The organism is Rhodanobacter sp. GW835-FHT13D09 (assembly GCF_058793995.1).
The window spans coordinates 84,772-100,841 of sequence record NZ_JBXAGL010000013.1 but is presented as its reverse complement, the minus strand read 5'-3'; the positions used below and the strand labels follow the sequence as shown (position 1 = coordinate 100,841).

Annotated in this window: 16 protein-coding genes; 4 read left to right on the top strand and 12 right to left on the bottom strand. The window is 71.0% G+C overall.

All coding sequences use genetic code 11. The annotated features are described in order from the left end of the window. Positions 1-73 precede the first annotated feature (73 nt). Positions 74-844: a MipA/OmpV family protein gene (locus AC1Q5A_RS15520; RefSeq protein WP_492702194.1), complete on the bottom strand. Its 771-nt coding sequence runs from the start codon at positions 842-844 to the stop codon at positions 74-76. Between the two features lie 176 nt (positions 845-1,020). Here AC1Q5A_RS15520 and AC1Q5A_RS15515 point away from each other — a divergent pair, with 176 nt between their 5' ends. After that, on the top strand, positions 1,021-1,719 hold the full coding sequence (locus AC1Q5A_RS15515; protein WP_492702192.1) for an MtnX-like HAD-IB family phosphatase: 699 nt from the start codon (positions 1,021-1,023) through the stop codon (positions 1,717-1,719). Positions 1,720-1,779: 60 nt separating this feature from the next. Further along, the gene (locus AC1Q5A_RS15510) at positions 1,780-3,180 is read left to right on the top strand and encodes an aspartate aminotransferase family protein (protein WP_492702190.1); all 1,401 of its coding nucleotides are present in this window, start codon (positions 1,780-1,782) and stop codon (positions 3,178-3,180) included. Between the two features lie 356 nt (positions 3,181-3,536). Here the strand turns inward: AC1Q5A_RS15510 and AC1Q5A_RS15505 are convergent, their stop codons facing one another. Both AC1Q5A_RS15505 and AC1Q5A_RS15500 read right to left on the bottom strand, forming a co-directional pair. After that, complete coding sequence (locus AC1Q5A_RS15505; RefSeq protein ID WP_492702188.1) at positions 3,537-4,769, bottom strand: beta-ketoacyl-[acyl-carrier-protein] synthase family protein; 1,233 nt, start codon at positions 4,767-4,769, stop codon at positions 3,537-3,539. Further along, the gene (locus AC1Q5A_RS15500; RefSeq protein ID WP_492702186.1) at positions 4,769-5,041 is read right to left on the bottom strand and encodes an acyl carrier protein; all 273 of its coding nucleotides are present in this window, start codon (positions 5,039-5,041) and stop codon (positions 4,769-4,771) included. The genes AC1Q5A_RS15505 and AC1Q5A_RS15500 overlap by 1 nt, the downstream gene beginning before the upstream one ends. A gap of 93 nt (positions 5,042-5,134) precedes the next feature. Here AC1Q5A_RS15500 and AC1Q5A_RS15495 point away from each other — a divergent pair, with 93 nt between their 5' ends. Next, entirely contained in the window at positions 5,135-6,205 is a 1,071-nt protein-coding gene (locus AC1Q5A_RS15495) for a GNAT family N-acetyltransferase (RefSeq protein ID WP_492702184.1), read from the top strand. Beyond that, the gene (locus tag AC1Q5A_RS15490) at positions 6,198-7,088 is read left to right on the top strand and encodes a hypothetical protein (protein ID WP_492702182.1); all 891 of its coding nucleotides are present in this window, start codon (positions 6,198-6,200) and stop codon (positions 7,086-7,088) included. The genes AC1Q5A_RS15495 and AC1Q5A_RS15490 overlap by 8 nt, the downstream gene beginning before the upstream one ends. Here the strand turns inward: AC1Q5A_RS15490 and AC1Q5A_RS15485 are convergent. From AC1Q5A_RS15485 to AC1Q5A_RS15445, 9 genes are all read right to left on the bottom strand, one after another. Then, the gene (locus tag AC1Q5A_RS15485) at positions 7,085-8,689 is read right to left on the bottom strand and encodes an ArnT family glycosyltransferase (protein ID WP_492702180.1); all 1,605 of its coding nucleotides are present in this window, start codon (positions 8,687-8,689) and stop codon (positions 7,085-7,087) included. The genes AC1Q5A_RS15490 and AC1Q5A_RS15485 overlap by 4 nt on opposite strands. A gap of 146 nt (positions 8,690-8,835) precedes the next feature. Next, positions 8,836-10,041, bottom strand: coding sequence for a DegT/DnrJ/EryC1/StrS family aminotransferase (locus AC1Q5A_RS15480; protein WP_492702178.1), 1,206 nt, complete (start codon positions 10,039-10,041; stop codon positions 8,836-8,838). Between the two features lie 23 nt (positions 10,042-10,064). Then, entirely contained in the window at positions 10,065-10,478 is a 414-nt protein-coding gene (locus AC1Q5A_RS15475) for a DMT family transporter (RefSeq protein ID WP_492702176.1), read from the bottom strand. Beyond that, positions 10,475-10,852, bottom strand: coding sequence for an EamA family transporter (locus AC1Q5A_RS15470; RefSeq protein ID WP_492702174.1), 378 nt, complete (start codon positions 10,850-10,852; stop codon positions 10,475-10,477). Before AC1Q5A_RS15470 ends, AC1Q5A_RS15475 begins: the two co-directional genes overlap by 4 nt. 1 nt (position 10,853) lies before the next feature. Continuing rightward, positions 10,854-11,687: an alpha/beta hydrolase gene (locus AC1Q5A_RS15465; protein ID WP_492702172.1), complete on the bottom strand. Its 834-nt coding sequence runs from the start codon at positions 11,685-11,687 to the stop codon at positions 10,854-10,856. Positions 11,688-11,754: 67 nt separating this feature from the next. Next, a complete protein-coding gene (locus AC1Q5A_RS15460) occupies positions 11,755-12,735 on the bottom strand; it encodes an efflux RND transporter periplasmic adaptor subunit (protein WP_492702170.1) in 981 nt (326 codons plus the stop codon). Next, positions 12,732-13,481, bottom strand: a complete 750-nt coding sequence (locus AC1Q5A_RS15455) for an ABC transporter ATP-binding protein (RefSeq protein ID WP_492702168.1) — start codon at positions 13,479-13,481, stop codon at positions 12,732-12,734. The genes AC1Q5A_RS15460 and AC1Q5A_RS15455 overlap by 4 nt, the downstream gene beginning before the upstream one ends. A 5-nt stretch (positions 13,482-13,486) precedes the next feature. Continuing rightward, entirely contained in the window at positions 13,487-14,617 is a 1,131-nt protein-coding gene (locus AC1Q5A_RS15450) for an ABC transporter permease (protein WP_492702166.1), read from the bottom strand. Next, positions 14,617-16,068 (bottom strand): efflux transporter outer membrane subunit, encoded by a 1,452-nt coding sequence (locus AC1Q5A_RS15445; RefSeq protein ID WP_492702164.1) that lies wholly within the window; start codon positions 16,066-16,068, stop codon positions 14,617-14,619. The genes AC1Q5A_RS15450 and AC1Q5A_RS15445 overlap by 1 nt, the downstream gene beginning before the upstream one ends. Positions 16,069-16,070: the final 2 nt, after the last annotated feature.

Sequence of the window (16,070 nt, the reverse complement as noted above, 5' to 3'; positions counted from 1 at the left end):
AACCCAAGTCCGTAAAGTGGAAGTACTTCGACCCAACACGGCGTATTACTCCCAATTCAATCGTTACGGCCCACTAGAGGTGGTAGACGAACGCCAGCGAGCAGGACATCTGGTTGGCCGTGCCGAAGCGGCGCACCAGCGGGCTGGCGGCGGCGGCGCCGAGCAGGCGGGCGTATTCCAGCGAGGCGGCCAGGCCGGTATGCCGGCTGGTGGGCAGGAACAGATCCCAGGCCAGGGCCAGTTGCTGGGCGCCCGCGCCCGGCGCCCACATCGGCACGCCCAGCGCCTGCGCGGCGCCGGGCGTGATGCCGTAGAAGCGCCGCATCGCCGCGCCGTTCATCGACTGCCAGCGCAGTTGCAGCGACTGCTCCATCAGGCCGGGCATGGGCGGGTCCCATTCGGCCTGCAATTCGGTGTAGGCGCCGGCGCCGTCGAGGTCGTGGCTGAGGAAGGCGCTCAGGTTCAGCTGCGAGGTGAAATCCCACCCCAGGTAGCCGCCACCGGTGGCGCGCGGCTTCAGCGCCGGCACCTTGCCCGCCAGCACGCCGAGGTCATCGTGGTCGCGGCCCCACTGGAAGTTGCCGTACAGGCCGCCGTGCAGCCGCCGGCCGCGGACCAGGTCGAGCTGCAGCCCGTCCAGGGTGGACAGGCTGAAGCCGTCCTGCGGCAGCTCGATGTCCACGAACGGGATCGGATCGCTGCGGTACGTGCGCGCACCGGACCAGCGGGGCATGCGCTGCACACCGACGCCGATCGTCACGGTGGCGGCGCCATCGGCGCGCGCCGACGGCGCCAGCGACAGGCACAGCAGGACAAGCAGCAGTGGCAGGCTGTAGGAGCGCATGGGATGAACCGGCCGGGAAGGTCGGCAGCTTAAACGCGCGGGAGTGCCGGCGGTTGTCAGTGCCCGCACGCCGCTCAGCTGCGGTTCGGCCGCGGCACGTGGCACGGACGCGGGGGAAAGGAGGCCGAAAGAAAGCCTACCTAACCTGTGCAGCATCATCATCAGAGCTGTTGCCGATGTCTGCTTCCGGCTGGACCATCCTGTGCGATTTCGACGGCACCATTTCCGTCGAGGACGTGATCGACTCGCTGCTCGACCGCTTCGGCCGTCCCGGCTGGGAAGTGCTGGAGCAGGACTGGCGCGCCGGCCGCATCGGTTCGCGCGAGTGCATGGCCGGCCAGGTCGACCTGCTGCAGATGACCCGCGCCGAGCTGGACGTGCACCTGCGTGAGCTGTGGATCGACCACGCCTTCCCCGGCTTCGTGGCGAAGGCGCGCGAACTGGGCGTGCCGATCCGCATCGTCAGTGACGGCCTCGACTACGCGATCCACCAGATCCTCGGCCGCTACGGCCTGGACGACCTGCCGCTGGCCGCCAACCACCTGGCGCCGGCCACCCCGCCGAAGCAGTGGCAGCTCACCTCGCCGTTCCAGGTGGACGGCTGCCGCAGCGGCACCTGCAAGTGCGCCTGCGTGGCCGACGCGCGCAAGGGTGGCGCCAGGACCCTGCTGATCGGCGATGGCGCCTCCGACTTCTGCGCGGCCGACCGCGTCGATTTCGTGTTCGCCAAGCACCGCCTGATCGAGCACTGCCGCGCCGCCGGCATCCCCTACATGCCGATCACCGGCTTCGAGGACGCGCTGGAGTACCTGCCGCGCCTGCTCGACGGCAGCCTGGTCCACCACGTGCGCTACCACGAGGCAGCGGCGGCCTGACCGCCAGCGCCGCCCGCCCGTTCCCACCGCATCCCCAGCAACGATTCCCGGATCCAGACCATGAACATCGACAAGAACGCCGTCGGTTTCATCGACGACGCGCAACTGCTCGCCGATGAGGCGAAGTACAGCTCCTTCGGCGACACCGTGCACTACGTCGATCCGCCGAAGATCTTCCGCCATGGCGAAGGCAGCTACATGTTCGACACCGCCGGCACGCCGTTCCTCGACCTGCAGATGTGGTACTCGGCGGTCAACTTCGGCTACGGCAACAAGCGCCTGAACGACGCGCTGAAGCGCCAGATCGACGTGCTGCCGCAGGTGGCCAGCCAGTACCTGCACCAGACCCGCATCGAGCTGGCCAAGACGGTGGCGCTGGACGCGAAGAAGAAGTTCGGCCTCGACGGCCGCGTGCACTTCAACGTGGGCGGCGCGCAGGCGATCGAGGACTCGCTGAAGCTGGTGCGCAACTACAGCAACGGCAAGAGCCTGATGTTCGCCTTCGAGGGCGGCTACCACGGCCGCACCCTGGGCGCCTCGTCGATCACCTCGAGCTACCGCTACCGCCGCCGCTTCGGCCACTTCGGCGAGCGCGCGATGTTCCTGCCGTTCCCGTATCCGTTCCGTCGCCCGAAGGGCATGACGCCGGAAGAGTATTCCGACAGCTGCGTGCGCCAGTTCGAGCGCCTGTTCGAGACCGAGTACAACGGCGTGTGGGACCCGAAGACCGGCCAGTGCGAGTACGCCGCGTTCTACGTCGAGCCGATCCAGGGCACCGGCGGTTACGTGTTGCCGCCGATGAATTTCTTCAAGGGCCTGAAGAAGGTGCTCGACAAGTACGGCATCCTGATGGTGTCGGACGAAATCCAGATGGGTTTCTGGCGTACCGGCAAGCTGTGGTCGATCGAGCACTTCGGCGTGACCCCGGACGTGATCGTGTTCGGCAAGGCGCTCACCAACGGCTTGAACCCGCTGTCCGGGCTGTGGGCGCGCGAGGAGCTGATCAACCCGACCATCTTCCCGCCGGGCTCCACCCACTCCACGTTCAACTCCAACCCGCTGGGCACCTCGCTGGGCCTCGAAGTCATCAAGATGGGCTACGAGCTGGACTACGAGAAGACCGTGCCGGTGAAGGGCGCGCACTTCCTCGAAGGCCTGCGCGGGCTGCAGAAGAAGCACAAGGAAATCGGCGACGTCGACGGCCTCGGCCTCGCCCTGCGCGCCGAGATCTGCACCGAGGACGGCTTCACCCCGAACAAGGCGCTGCTCGACAAGATGGTCGACATCGGCCTCGCCGGCGACCTCGAACATAACGGCAAGAAGATCGGCCTCGTGCTCGACGTGGGCGGCTGGTACAAGAACGTGATCACCTTCGCGCCCTCGCTGGACATCACCCACGAGGAGATCGATCTGGCGATGAGCCTGCTGGATCAGCTGTTGACCAAGGCCAAGAAGGGCTGATTCGCGCAGTGTGGATGAAAGGCCCGGCAGGCGACTGCCGGGCCTTTTTCATACCCGCGACTTTCTCCCTCTTCCCGTCATGCCCGCGAACGCAGACATCGCACCTTCACACCCGTCATGCCTGCGAAGGCAGGCATCGCACTTCGCCCGGCAACGAATAACTTTGTAGGAGCCCGCTCGCGGGCGATGCTCTTGCTTATGTGTGCTATTTGGGAGAGAGCGAGAGCTTCAAAAGCAAGAGCATCGCGCGAGCGCGCTCCTACAGGGCATTCGTCGTCTTGCGCGACGGGTGAAGTGCGATTCCTGCCTTCGCAGGAATGACGAGTGAAGGGAAGGCTAGTTTGGAGCGCCGCCGCTCAGGGCGCCCGCTTCAACGCCAGCACCGCGTTCAGCCCGCCGAACGCGAACGAGTTGCTGAGCACCGCCCGTACCGGCATCTCGCGCGCCGCGTTCGGCACGTAGTCGAGGTCGCAGGCCGGGTCGGGCTGGTCCAGGTTGGCGGTGGGCGGCACCACGTTGTCGCGCAGCGCGCCGATCACGGCGACCAGCTCCAGCGCGCCGGAGGCGCCCAGTGCGTGGCCGTGCATGGACTTGGTGGAGGACACCGCGAGGCGGTCGGCGTGCGCGCCGAAGGCGAGGCGGATCGCCTTCGTCTCGGTGACGTCGTTGGCCTGGGTGCCGGTGCCGTGGGCGTTGATGTAATCGACGTCCTGCGGCGCGAGGCCGGCGTCGTCCAGCGCCTGGCGCATCGCAGTGGACGAGCCTTCCGCGCTGGGCATCACGATGTCGGTGGCGTCGGCGGTCATGCCGCTGCCGGCGAGTTCGGCGAGGATGGCGGCGCCGCGGGCCTGCGCATGCTCCATGGATTCCAGCACGAAGATGCCGGCGCCCTCGCCGAGCACCAGGCCGCGCCGGTTGGCGCTGAACGGGCGGCAGGTATCGTCGGCCAGCACGCGCATCGCTTCCCAGGCACGCAGCGCGCCGTAGGTAAGGCAGGCCTCGGTGCCGCCGGTGATGGCCACGTCGGCCAGGCCCCAACGGATCATCTGCGCGGCCTGGATGATCGCGTGGTTGGCCGAGGCGCAGGCGCTGGCGACCGCAAAGGTGGGGCCGCGCAAGCCGTACGCGATGCTGATCTGGCTGGCCGAGGCGTTGGTCATCAGCCGCACGATGGTGAGCGGATGCGCGCGGTTGGAGTTCTCCGCGTACAGCCGCCGGCTCTGCTCGTCCTGGGTGGTCTCGCCGCCCACGCCGGTGCCGACGATCACCGCGGTGCGCAGGCCGAGTCCGTCGCTGGCGAAATCCAGCCCGGATTGCGTGACCGCCTCGCGCGCCGCGTGCAGCGCGAATTCCGAGGTGCGGTCGAGCATCGGCAGGGTGCGCTCGTCGATGTTCGCCGCCGGGTCGAAGTTGGCGGGCACCTGCGCGGCGACCTTCACGCGCAGCCGCCCGGCATCGACATGCTGCAGCGGGCCGATCGCGCTGCGGCCCTCGCGCAGGCCCTGCCACAGCGCGCCAGCACCGACGCCGAGCGGGCTGATCGCGCCCATCCCGGTGATCGCGACGCGGCGTAGCGGACGGCCTTGCATCACTTCGCGCCCTCGCCGGCGGCGGCCTTTTCGTCCAGCGCCTTCTGCACGGCGTCGACCAGGCTCTGCGCGGTATCGCTGTCGAAATTGGCGCCCTGCTGGTCGGGGAAGGTGATGTCGAAGTGCTCTTCGATGTCGAAGATCAGCTCGATCGCCTCCAGCGAGGCGATGCCGAGGTCCTTCAGGGTGGATTCGGGCTTGATCGTCGCCACGTCGATCTTGGCCTGTGTCGCGATGATCTCGAAGACTTGCTGCTGGGTCGATGCGGTCATGACAGGGTCCTTGGTGACAGGCAACAATGGAAGGCTGGCGCAAGGTGCCTCACGCAGGCTAGCTGTCACAAGTCTAGGCAAACTCGCTTACTCATGCCTTTCATTTCGCAACTGGAGCCGGACGCGCTGCTTGCGGCGTTCATGCTGGAGCCGCCGCTGGGCTTTGCGGTGGACCATTCGCCGCAGGGCATGCCGGCCTTCGTGGCGCCGTTCGACCTGCTGACCACGGCCGACGACGCGCTGCGCCGGCGGGTGGCCGCGCTGCCGCTGTACCGCCACTGGAGCCGGCTGCTGCGCTGGCGCACCCGCTTCGCGGGCACCACCGTGACCGAGTACGCGCCGCTGCCGCCGCAGGTGGCGCCGGCGACGCTGGCGTACGGGCTGAAGGCGGCCTTCGGCAACGAGTGCCGGCTGCTGATCGTGAAGGACATCGCGCAGGATTCGCCGCTGCTGGACGACGCGGCGAACGCCCACGCGCGCGCCTTCGCCCAGGCCTGCGCGGCGGAGGGCTTCGTGCTGCTGGAAGGCCAGGCGCTGGCCTGGGTGCCGATCGACTTCGGCTCGGACGACGAGTACCTGGCCCGGCTGTCGTCCGGCCGGCGCAAGAACATCCGGCGCAAGCTGCGCTCGCGCGCCGGGCTGGAGATCGGGACGCTGCGCACCGGCGACGCCTGCTTCCGCGACGAGGCGACGCTGGCGGCGTTCTACGCGCTGTTCGACAACGTATACGCACAGAGCGAGATCCACTTCGATCGCCTGAGCCCGGCCTTCTTCCGCCTGCTGCTGCAGGACGCGGCCGGTGGCGGCGTGGTGTTCGTCTACCGCCACGCCGGCGAGATGATCGGCTGGAACCTCTGCTACGAGCACGGCGGCAAGCTGATCGACAAGTACATCGGCTTCGCCTACCCCGCGGCGCGCGAGCACAACCTCTACTTCGTGAGCTGGATGCACAACCTCGGCTACGCGCGCGAGCGCGGCCTGAGCCACTACGTGGCCGGCTGGACCGATCCCGAGGTGAAATCCTTCCTCGGCGCCCGCATGACCTTCACCCGCCATGCGGTGTACGCGCGCAACCCCCTGCTGCGCGCGCTGCTGCGCCGGCTGGGCAGCCATTTCGAGAGCGACCGCCACTGGCAGGCGGCCGCGGAAACCGCCGATGAATGACCTCGCGAACCGTCCCGTCGTGCTCGACATCGACCGCTCGGTCGGGCCCCTGCCCGGCCGGCTGGTGCTGCCGCTGGAGCACTGGCAGGAGTCGATCCGCTTCGGCTGTCCGCTGGCGGACCTGCGCCGTTTCCGCACCATGCTGGACGAGCTGCTGCCGGCCGAGTACGGCACCGTGTTCCTGGGCAGCGGCGACTTCCACCACCTCAGCTGGCCGCTGATCGCGCGGCTGCGGCCGGCCGCGCCGTTCCAGGTCGTAGTGCTGGACAACCACCCGGACAACATGCGCTTCCCGTTCGGCGTGCACTGCGGCTCGTGGGTGCGCCGGGTGGCGTTGCTGCCGCAGGTCAGCCACGTGCACGTGCTCGGCATCACCTCGCCCGACATCGGCGGCGGCCACGCCTGGGAGAACTACCTCGCCCCATTGTGGCGCGGCAAGCTGAGCTACTGGAGCATCGGCGTGGATACCGGCTGGGCGCGCCGGCTCGGACTGGCGCGGGCGTTCCGCGGCTTCGACACGCCCGCGGCGCTGGTCGACGCGTTTGTCGGATACCAGCGCACGCAGGCCGCGCCGAGCTACCTGACGATCGACAAGGACGTGTTCGCGCCCGAAGTGGCGCGCACCAACTGGGACCAGGGCCGACTGCAGCTCGACCACGCGCAGGCGCTGATCGGCAGCCTGCGCCACGGCCTGGTCGGCAGCGACATCAACGGCGAGATCTCGCACTACCGCTACCGCAGCTGGTGGAAGCGCCGGCTCTCCGCGATGGACGAGCAGCCTGCGGTGGACACCGCGCAGCTCGCCGGCTGGCAGGCGCAGCAGCACGCGCTGAACCTCGAACTGCTGCAGGCGATCGCCGCGCGCTCGGGCCAGGCGGCCTAGCCGCGCGGAGGATCCGCCGGCGCCACCGCAGCCGTCCCGGCGATGTCGCCGGCACGCCAGATGCTCAGGCTGCCGTCGCGATACGGCTGCCGGTACAGCGGCGTGGCCGGGTACTGGTAGCCCGGTTCGCCGCTGATCACCCACCCTTGCGGATGCGCGCGCGCCCACGCCGCGACGGCGGCCGGGTCGGTGGTCATCGGGATCGGCGCGGTCAGCCGCCCGGCAAAGGTGAGCAGGCCGTACTGCGGCCCGGCGAACAGCAGCGGAACGCCCGCCTGCTGCGCGGCGGCCACGCGCCGCGCCGCCGCCGCGACGTCGTAGCGGGGGCCGGCGCCGAGCAGAAAGGCAAGCTTGCACAGCAGCAGCGCCGCCAGCATGCCGAGCGCGGCGGTGTCCACCGGCAGCGACTGCGCCCGCTGCCACACGTAGCACAAGCCGACGACGACGATGAGCACGCCGCAGGCGACCGCTCCGGCGCGGCCGGCGCTATCGACCGCCAGCCGGCCCAGCCCGATCGCCACGGCAATGCCGATGAGCGCGAGCACCAGCCCGACCCGCCAGCCGACCACACGCCAGCAGCCGGCGCCGAGACGAACGCCGCCGGCCAGGATCAGCGCCGGCAGCAGCGGCAGCAGGTAGTGCGGCTGCTTGCCGCTGATCAGGCTGAAGAGGACGAAACCGGGCACGAACGCGGCTACCACGAAGCGATCCAGCGCCCCGCCGGCGGGAGCCGATGCGGCCGCGCCGCGTCCGACCGCGGCCACCCACGGCAGCAGCATCGCCGGCAGGATCGGCAGGTACCACCACCAGGGGCGGGCATGCGCGAAGCTCTGCACCACGCGCCCCACCGTCTGGTGCAGGAAGATCGCGTCCGCATATTGCGCGCCGCCCGCCCTGGCGGCGGGCAGCGCCCAGGCCAGCGCCAGCAACACGGCGCCGAGCAGGGCCGCGAGCAGCCGCAGCCAGGTCGCCAGCGGCCGCGCCTGCGGCAGCCACCACGGCGCCAGCAGTGCCGGCACGCCGCCCACCAGCAGCGCGACTGGACCCTTGACCAGGATCCCTGCACCCAGCGCCACGGCCAGCGCCGCCACGGCGAGCGGCCAGCGCCGACTGGCCAGTGCTGGCGTGGCCCGCCACGCCGCCAGCGTGCACAGCGTGAGCAGCATGTCGAACATCAGCACGCCCGCGTATATCGCGCCGGCGGCACAGCCCAGCCACAGCCACAGCGAGGCCTGCACGGCCGCCCGCCCGACGCCCAGCCGCCGGCCGAGCGAGGCGAGCAGCGGGAGCGTGGCCAGCATGACGAGCAGCTCCAGCAGGCGCGCCGCCCAGGCATGCACGCCGGTCACCGACCAGGCCAGATTGATCAGCCAGAACAGCAGCGGCGCCTTGTCCGAATACGGCGCACCGTCCAGCCACGGCACCAGCCACCGCCCGCTCAGGTGCATGTTCCACGCCACCGCGAGGTAGCGCGTCTCGTCGATCGGCACCGGAAACAGGAAGAACACCGGCGGCAACAGCAGGATCAGCGCCGCGATTGCCTGCAGGTGCGGGTTCTCGCGAAACCTGCCAACGATGCCCGTACGCTGTGCTGCCGTCATGCCAACCCCTGAAAACTGCGCGGGAACCGCGCGGAACCGTCGCCGCCGCCCAAATGCGGGCGCCGGCGAACCGGCGCGGTATTCTGGCGGGTGGAAGATTTCGTGCGTGTGAATTGTCCGCGGTGCGACAACATGCCGCGGCCGCTTCAACCGCGTTCGAGCACCCCGCAGATCGCCTCGAGGTCCGCGTCGGTCATCCACGGGCTGTTGCCGATGGTGAGGCTGCGCCCGGCGAAGTCGCGGGCGTGCGGCACGTCCTGTGGCGGCACCATGCCGGCGAGGTAGGGATAGTCGGGCAAGGCGTGGATGAACAGGCGGCTGACGCCGAGGCCGGCCTGCCACAGCTGCGCCAGCGTGTCATCGCGGCGGCGCCGGTCGGGCAGCAGCAGCAGGAAGAACGGCCAGTTGCCGCGCGCGCCGGCAGGGTCGTCGAGCAGGCTGACGCCGGGGAGGCGGCGCAGCCGCGGCAGATGGCGCTGCGCCTGCGCCGACAGCTGCCCGAGGAAGGCCGGCAGGCGCACCGCGGCATGCGCGCCCACCGCCCGGCGCCAGCGGCCCACCGCGTGCAGCGGCAACGGCAGCGCGAAGTCATCGCCGACCGCGGCGACCTCGTCGCCGTGGCGCAGCGCGCGGCGCAGCGGATCGCCGTAGGCCAGGCGCAGGCCGCGCGGACGATACAGCGCGGCATAGCCGAGCAGTTCGAGGCTGCGGCGCAGCTCCCAGCGCAGGTTGTACGGAGCGATGCGCGCTGCGGTACGCGCCAGCCGTTCGCGCAGCGCCGGGTCGCGCGCCAGCAGCAGGCCGCCTTCGTAGATCGACAGGCCCTTGCCGGCGGCAAGGCTGAAGAAACCGACGTCGCCGGCCAATCCCACGCTGCTGCCGGCGCGGCGCGCGCCCAGGGCCTGGGCGGCATCCTCGATCACGTACGCGCCGATCTGGCGCGCGACGGCAAGCGCGTCGTCGACATCGGCGACGCGACCGGCCAGGTGGGTGGGCACGATCGCCAGCGTGCGTTCGTCGCAAGCGGCGCGCAGCGCGGCCGGGTCCATGTCGTAGTGGCCCGGACGCAGGTCGCACAGCTGCAGCTCCAGCCCGGCCTGGTGCACCGCCAGCGCCACCAGCGGGCAGGTGTAGGCGGGGACCACCACGCGGCGGCGTTGCGGCTGCGCCTCGCGCAGCGTCGCCAGCGTGATCAGCAGTGCAGCGGTGCCGGAGCAGGTGAGCTGCAGCGGCGGCGTGCCGAGCAGCGCGGCGACGTCATCGGCCAGCGTCGGCGCGCCCGGGCGCAGATCAGTCGGCCGCAGCGGCAGGCCCGCGGTGGGTGGCAGTTCGTGGTGGCGACGGGGCAGCATGCGCGCAGCGTGGCCGACCGCGCTCAGCCGCGCGCCGGCGCGTCCCCGGCGGGCGGCGCCTGCTCGCGGCCCTCGGCCAGGCCCAGGCAGACGATGCCGGCGAGGATTGCCAGCGCGCCGAGCACGCGGGGCGCGTCGAGGTGCTCGTCGAACAGCCACACCGACAGCAGCATCACCGACACCACCTCCAGGTGCGAGGCGGCGAAGGCGGGGCCGATCGGCGCGCGCTTGAGCAGGGTCATCCAGGTGAAGAACGCGCCGATGTAGCCCAGCACCGCGCCGTACACCCACGGCCGGCCGAACAGGCGCAGCAGCCAGGCGGTGTTGGCCTCCACCGGCAGCGCGTGCATGCCGGCGTACTTGAAGCTGATCGCGCCCACCGAATCGAACGCCACCAGCAGCAGGAAGCCGATCAGATAGAACCAGCCGTGCCTCATCCGCCCATCCCCACGATCGCCACACCCAGCGTCACCAGCACGATGCCGGCCACGCGCAGGCGGGTGAGTTTCTCGCCGAACAGCAGCCGCCCGGCCACCATCACCGCCACGATGTTGATCGAGCCAAGCAGGATCGCGCGCGACAGCGGCAGCAGCGAGAGGAAGGCGATCCACACCAGGAATTCCAGCACGTAGCTGCCGATGCCCAGCCAGATCCACGGCCGCCGCGCCATGTACAGCCAGCGCGCCAGCCCGTCGCCGGCGGCGGGGTCGCCGGCGGCGGCCTTGAACGCCAGTTGGCCGGTGGTATCGAGCAGCACGTTGAGCAGCCACAGGACCGCGATCAGCGGGGTGACGGCGCCCGTCTCCGCCATGTCAGGCCGCGGCGCGCGGGGCGCCGGCCTCGGCCACGCGCTCGAAGAACGCCGCCGAGCGGTCGATCAGGGTGCGCCGCTCGCGATCGATGGTGATCATGTGGTAGCTGTCCTGCAGCAGCAGCAGCTCGGTCGGCGCGGCGACATGGCGCAGCACCAGTTCGGCGTTCTTCGGGCTGGCCACGTCGTCGTTGCTGGCGTGGGCGACCAGGCACGGCGCGGTCACCTGCGGCAGCCGGCGCCGCACGTCGGCAGCCAGCCGGTACATCTCGGCCAGCGAGTACCACGGGTTGCCGGGCAGGCCGGCGGCGGCGCTGTCGCCGCCGAGCATGGCCGTGCTGACCTGCGCGCGCAGGCGCTCGTCGCGGATGCCGTAGGGCGGCTGCTCCATGAAGCTGCGGTCGCGGCCGATGCCGAGCTTCTTCAGCAGCGGCAGCAGGAACGACAGCCGCGCCATCCGCGGGATGCTCCAGCCGTCGTAGCGGAAGGTGGCGCCGTACACGCCGACGCCGGCGACCTGCCCGGGGCGGTCGGCGGCCAGCTTCAGCGCCAGCAGCGCGCCCATCGAGAGGCCGCCGACGAACAGGTGGTCGACCTTTTCCAGCAGCGCGTCGGCAGCCTGCTCCACGCTGGCGTACCAGTCGCGCCAGCCGGTGGCGAGCAGGTCCTCGACGTTGCCGCAGTGGCCCGCCAGCTGCATGCCGTGCACGGTGAAGCCGGCGCGGTTGAGGCCCTTGCCGAGCAGCTTCATTTCCATCGGCGTGCCGGTGAGGCCGTGGATCAGCAGCACGCCGCTGCGGCCGCCCTCGAAGAAGAAGTCAGTCTGCTGGATCACGTGTTTGCCTGGCGGGAATGAGTCGCGGCCATTTTCATGCACGGCATGATCGCAGCTGGCGGTTTCCTCAGTCTTTCGCGGCCGCTGCGGTGGGCGGCGCCTTGCTGAAACGCACGATCACGCGCTGGCCGATGCGCAGGTCCGGGCTCTGCCCGGAGCCGGGCTGGTCGAACGCCAGCACGCATTCCACCGTGCGGGCGTTGGCGCGCACCTGCGGGTCGTTCTCCAGCGTGGCCGGGCCGTACACCTTGCCGACGCGCAGCACGTGCGCGTTCCAGGACTCGCCGGCGCGCCCGTTGTCGGCGCTGACTTTCGCCGCCATGCCGGGCTGGATCGCGCCGACGAAGCTGTCGTTGAGTTCCGCGCGCACGATCCGCGGCTTCTGCGGCAGCAGGGTGAACACCGCGCCGGAGACGGGCGACACGCTGGCGCCGGGCTGCGCCGACACGCGCACCACCTCGGCGTCGAACGGGGCGACCAGGCTGCGCTGCTTCAGCTCGTAGCGGGCTTCACCCAGCTTCTGGCTGGCCATGTCCAGCGCCGCGCGGGCCGCCTGCTGCTCCACATCGAGCTGCGCGGCGGCCTCGCTGGCGTCGTCGGCGCTCTGCCCGTCGCCGGCACCGGCGGCCACCGCTGCGGCCAGCCGCTGCGCGCGCTGCTTCGCCGCCGCCTGCTTGATGCCGAGCAGCTTCAGCTGTGCCTGCGCCTGTTCCTGCTGCGCCTGCGCGGCATCGACGGCCAGCCGGGCCGGCTCGTCGTCCAGCGCGGCCAGCAGCTGGCCCTGCCGGACATGATCGCCCTCGTGCACCGCAACCTTGGCGAGCACGCCCTCGCGCGGCATCGACAGGCTCAGCAGCCCGCCTTCGACGTCGATGCGACCGCGCGCCACGGCGGCATAGGCGGCGACCGGGCCGGCGGCGGGACCGGCCGGCGCGGCCGGGCGTGAACAACCCGCGGCCAGCCAGGTGCTGCACAGGGCCAGCGAGCCGAGCCGGAGCCAGCGGGACACGGCAGGGCGTTGCGACGGATGGGACAGGAGCGGTTTCATGAAGGATTTCCGTGGCTGTCGATGGCCGGCGCCTCGCTGCGCCGGTCGCTGAGTATGCGGCCGTCCTCCATCGCCAGCACGCGGTCGGCGTGGACGACCAGGCGCGGATCGTGGCTGACGCACAGCACCGTGGTGCCGTGGGTGCGCGCGATGCGATGCAGGATGTCGATGATGACCTGGCCGTTGGCGGCGTCCAGCGCGCTGGTCGGCTCGTCGGCGAACAGCAGCTCCGGCCGCTTGGCCAGCGCGCGGGCGATCGCCACGCGCTGCTTCTCGCCGCCAGACAGTTCGGACGGGCGCAGCCGCATGCGGTGCGCCAGGCCGACCTCCTCCAGCGACTGCTGCGCGCGGTAGCGCGCCTCGTCGCGCGACAGGCCCATGTGGTTCAGCGGCAGCTCGACCTGCTCGAACGCGCTCAGCGCGGGGAACAGGTTGAAGCCCTGGAACACGAAGCCGGTGTGCTGCAGGCGGAACCGCTCCAGCGCGCGCAGGTCGAGCTGGCCCAGCTCGCTGCCGAGCGCGCAGACGCGGCCGCCGTCGACCTTCTGCAGGCCGCTGAGGACCGCCAGCAGGGTGCTCTTGCCGCAACCGGACGGGCCGGAGATCAGGGTCAGCTCGCCGGCCTCGATGCTGAGGCTGAGGCCGTCCAGCACCTGCGTGCGCTGGTTGCCCGAGACGAACGCCTTGCTGACGTTCTGGGCCTGCAGCGACGGTGCGCGCGCGGCTTCGGCGGTGGTGGCGGGCATCGCGGTCATCTCAGCAGGTTGGCGGGATCGGCGCGGCGCAGGCTGCGCATCGCGGCCAGTCCGGAGACGGCGGCGAGGCCCATCACCAGGACGATGCAGGCGAGCGCCGCCGTCACGTTCAGCACCACCGGCACATCCTGGCTGCGCGCCAGCAGCATCAGCACGATGCCGAGCACGCTGGCGCCGAGCAGACCCAGCGCGCCGACCCAGAACGCCTGCTCCAGCACTACCTTGCGCAGGGCGCCCACGCCCACGCCAAGCGCGTTGAGCGTGGCGTACTCGCGCACCGAGCCGTTGACCGCGGCGATCAGGGTCTGGCTGGTGATCGCCGCGCCGACCAGGAACACGATGCCGGCCAGGAACAGCACGCCGGCGCCGGCGCCGGTGTCGAACAACCAGTAGTGCACCGAGATATTGGCGAAATCGCGGGCGCTCCACGCGGTGTACGGGCCGAACGCGGTGTCGCCACGCAGGCGCGCGGCCACCGCTTCGGCCTGGGCCGGATCGCGCAGCTTCGCGACCAGGTAGGTCGGACCGTTGTCGCTCGGATCGTTGTCCAGCTGGCGCGCGGTATCCAGCGAGCACAGCACGTTGACCCCGCCCAGCGCGCGCAGGCCGGTGCTGATGCCGACCACCCGCACCCGCCGGCCGTTGATGGTGGCGGTCTGGCCGATATCCACGCCGAGCTGGTCCATGGCGGAGCGGTCGATCACGATCGCGTCCGGCTCGGCCAGCCGCGCGCGCAGGGCCGGCGACAGCACCCTGGAATACATCAGGCCGTCGGCGCGGGTGTCGATGCCGGAGACGAACACCGACACGCCGCCGGTTTCGTGTGCACCGCGCCAGTCGCCGTCGACCCACAGGTACGGTTCGACCCGTTGCACGGCCGGGTCCATCAGGATGCGCGACTGCAGGTCGGCGTTGATCGTGCGGCCCAGGCTCACGCTCTGCGTGCCGGGAAAACCCACCCACACATCGGCCGACGATCCGGTGATATACAGGCTGGTGCTGCCGAAGATGCCCAGCACCAGCGCGATCTGCAGCAGCTGCAGCAGGCCGGCGAAGCCGACCGCCAGGATCGCCGGCAGGAAGCGCCGCCACTCGTAGACCAGGGTCTTGCGCGCGAGGGCGACCATCAGCGGTTCGCCTGCCCGGCGGCAACCGGCGCAGGCGATGCGTCCGGCGCCGGGGCGCTCGGCCGCGGCGCGCCGCCCAGCGCCTTGAACAGCGCCACGTAGGCCAGGCTGTGGCTGGCGCGTGCATCGGCCAGCTCCAGCGCGGCCTGATCCGCGGCGACCTGGCTCTCGACGCTGTCGAGCGGGCTGCCGAGGCGCAGTCCGACGCGCTTCTGCACGGTCTGCTCGACGCGCTGCAGCGCCTGCCAGGCGAGCTTGCTGTGCTGCTCACGCTGCTGTTGCTGCTGCAGGCTGCCGAGCGCGGTCTCCACTTCGGCCACGCCCTGCAGCACGGCCTGCCGGTAGGCCAGCACGCTGGCCTTCAGCTGGTGGTCCCTGGCGTGCTTGGCCGCCACCCGCATGCCCCAGTCGAACAGCGGGATGTTGATCATCGGCCCCACCGACGCGATGCCGTTGGGCGTGGTGGAAAAACGGTGGTTGTTGTTGATGTCGGCGGCCCACACCATCGAGGCGCCCAGGCCGATGCTGGGATACATGTCGGCATGGGCCAGCGCCAGCTCGCCGGCGGCGCGCAGCACGTCGGCCTCGGCGCGTGCTATCTCCGGTCGCGTGCGCAACAGGTCGGCCGGGGTGCCGTCGATCCGCCAGCTGCCCACTTCGGGCGGCGGGCCGGCCAACAGCCAGGCCGGATCGGGCTGGTTGCGGCCGAGCAGCACGGCCAGCCGCTGCGCGCTGGCGTCGATCGCCTGGCGCGGCGCGGCCAGCGCGGCCTGCGCCTGCGCAAAGACGGCCTGGGCCTGGTCCACCGCGCTCGGCGCGGCCAGCTGCAGGTGCTCGCGCGCCTGCACCAGCTCCCATGCGTGCTGGCGCGCCTGGCTTACCTGCAGCAGCAGCTGTTCCTGTTGCTGGGCGGTGCGCAGGCCGATCCACTCGCGCACCACTTCGGCGACCAGGCTGACCCGGGCGGCCTGCAGGTCGGCGAGGCTGGCGTCCAGTTCGCCCTGCGACTGGCGCCGGGTGCCTTCGGCGCGGCCGAACAGGCCCAGCTCCCAGGTGGCATCGAAGCCGGCGACGAAGTACGAGGCGCTGGCGTCGGGGTCGATCGCATCGTTGGTGCGCGCGACCAGGCTCGGCAGGTAGCGCGCGCCGGAATGCTTGCGCAGGATCCGCGCCGCGCGCATGCGCTCGACCGCCTGCGCCACGTCCAGGTTGTCGGCCAGCGCGCGATCGACCAGCGCATCGAGCCCGGCATCGTCGAAGGCATGCCACCAGCCATGCAGGTCGGTCGCCGGGGCCGGCTGCGCGGCGGTCGCATGCTGCCACTGCGCCGGCACCGGCGGCGCCAGCTTCGGCAGCGGGGCGGCGCAACCGGCCAGCCCGCAGAGCAGCGCACCGAGCAGGCCGCTACGCAGGTGATTGCCGGAAATGGCCTTGATCGATCGGGGTGGCACGG

Excerpts from the sequence above, each read along its gene's own strand:
- AC1Q5A_RS15500 (WP_492702186.1), bottom strand. The coding sequence starts at position 5,041 with ATGACCGCATCGACCCAGCAGCAAGTCTTCGAGATCATCGCGACACAG.
- AC1Q5A_RS15470 (WP_492702174.1), bottom strand. The coding sequence starts at position 10,852 with ATGGCGGAGACGGGCGCCGTCACCCCGCTGATCGCGGTCCTGTGGCTG.
- AC1Q5A_RS15515 (WP_492702192.1), top strand. The coding sequence starts at position 1,021 with ATGTCTGCTTCCGGCTGGACCATCCTGTGCGATTTCGACGGCACCATT.
- AC1Q5A_RS15455 (WP_492702168.1), bottom strand. The coding sequence starts at position 13,481 with ATGCCCGCCACCACCGCCGAAGCCGCGCGCGCACCGTCGCTGCAGGCC.
- AC1Q5A_RS15495 (WP_492702184.1), top strand. The coding sequence starts at position 5,135 with ATGCCTTTCATTTCGCAACTGGAGCCGGACGCGCTGCTTGCGGCGTTC.
- AC1Q5A_RS15475 (WP_492702176.1), bottom strand. The coding sequence starts at position 10,478 with ATGAGGCACGGCTGGTTCTATCTGATCGGCTTCCTGCTGCTGGTGGCG.
- AC1Q5A_RS15485 (WP_492702180.1), bottom strand. The coding sequence starts at position 8,689 with ATGACGGCAGCACAGCGTACGGGCATCGTTGGCAGGTTTCGCGAGAAC.
- AC1Q5A_RS15450 (WP_492702166.1), bottom strand. The coding sequence starts at position 14,617 with ATGGTCGCCCTCGCGCGCAAGACCCTGGTCTACGAGTGGCGGCGCTTC.
- AC1Q5A_RS15520 (WP_492702194.1), bottom strand. The coding sequence starts at position 844 with ATGCGCTCCTACAGCCTGCCACTGCTGCTTGTCCTGCTGTGCCTGTCG.
- AC1Q5A_RS15480 (WP_492702178.1), bottom strand. The coding sequence starts at position 10,041 with ATGCTGCCCCGTCGCCACCACGAACTGCCACCCACCGCGGGCCTGCCG.
- AC1Q5A_RS15505 (WP_492702188.1), bottom strand. The coding sequence starts at position 4,769 with ATGCAAGGCCGTCCGCTACGCCGCGTCGCGATCACCGGGATGGGCGCG.
- AC1Q5A_RS15490 (WP_492702182.1), top strand. The coding sequence starts at position 6,198 with ATGAATGACCTCGCGAACCGTCCCGTCGTGCTCGACATCGACCGCTCG.
- AC1Q5A_RS15460 (WP_492702170.1), bottom strand. The coding sequence starts at position 12,735 with ATGAAACCGCTCCTGTCCCATCCGTCGCAACGCCCTGCCGTGTCCCGC.
- AC1Q5A_RS15510 (WP_492702190.1), top strand. The coding sequence starts at position 1,780 with ATGAACATCGACAAGAACGCCGTCGGTTTCATCGACGACGCGCAACTG.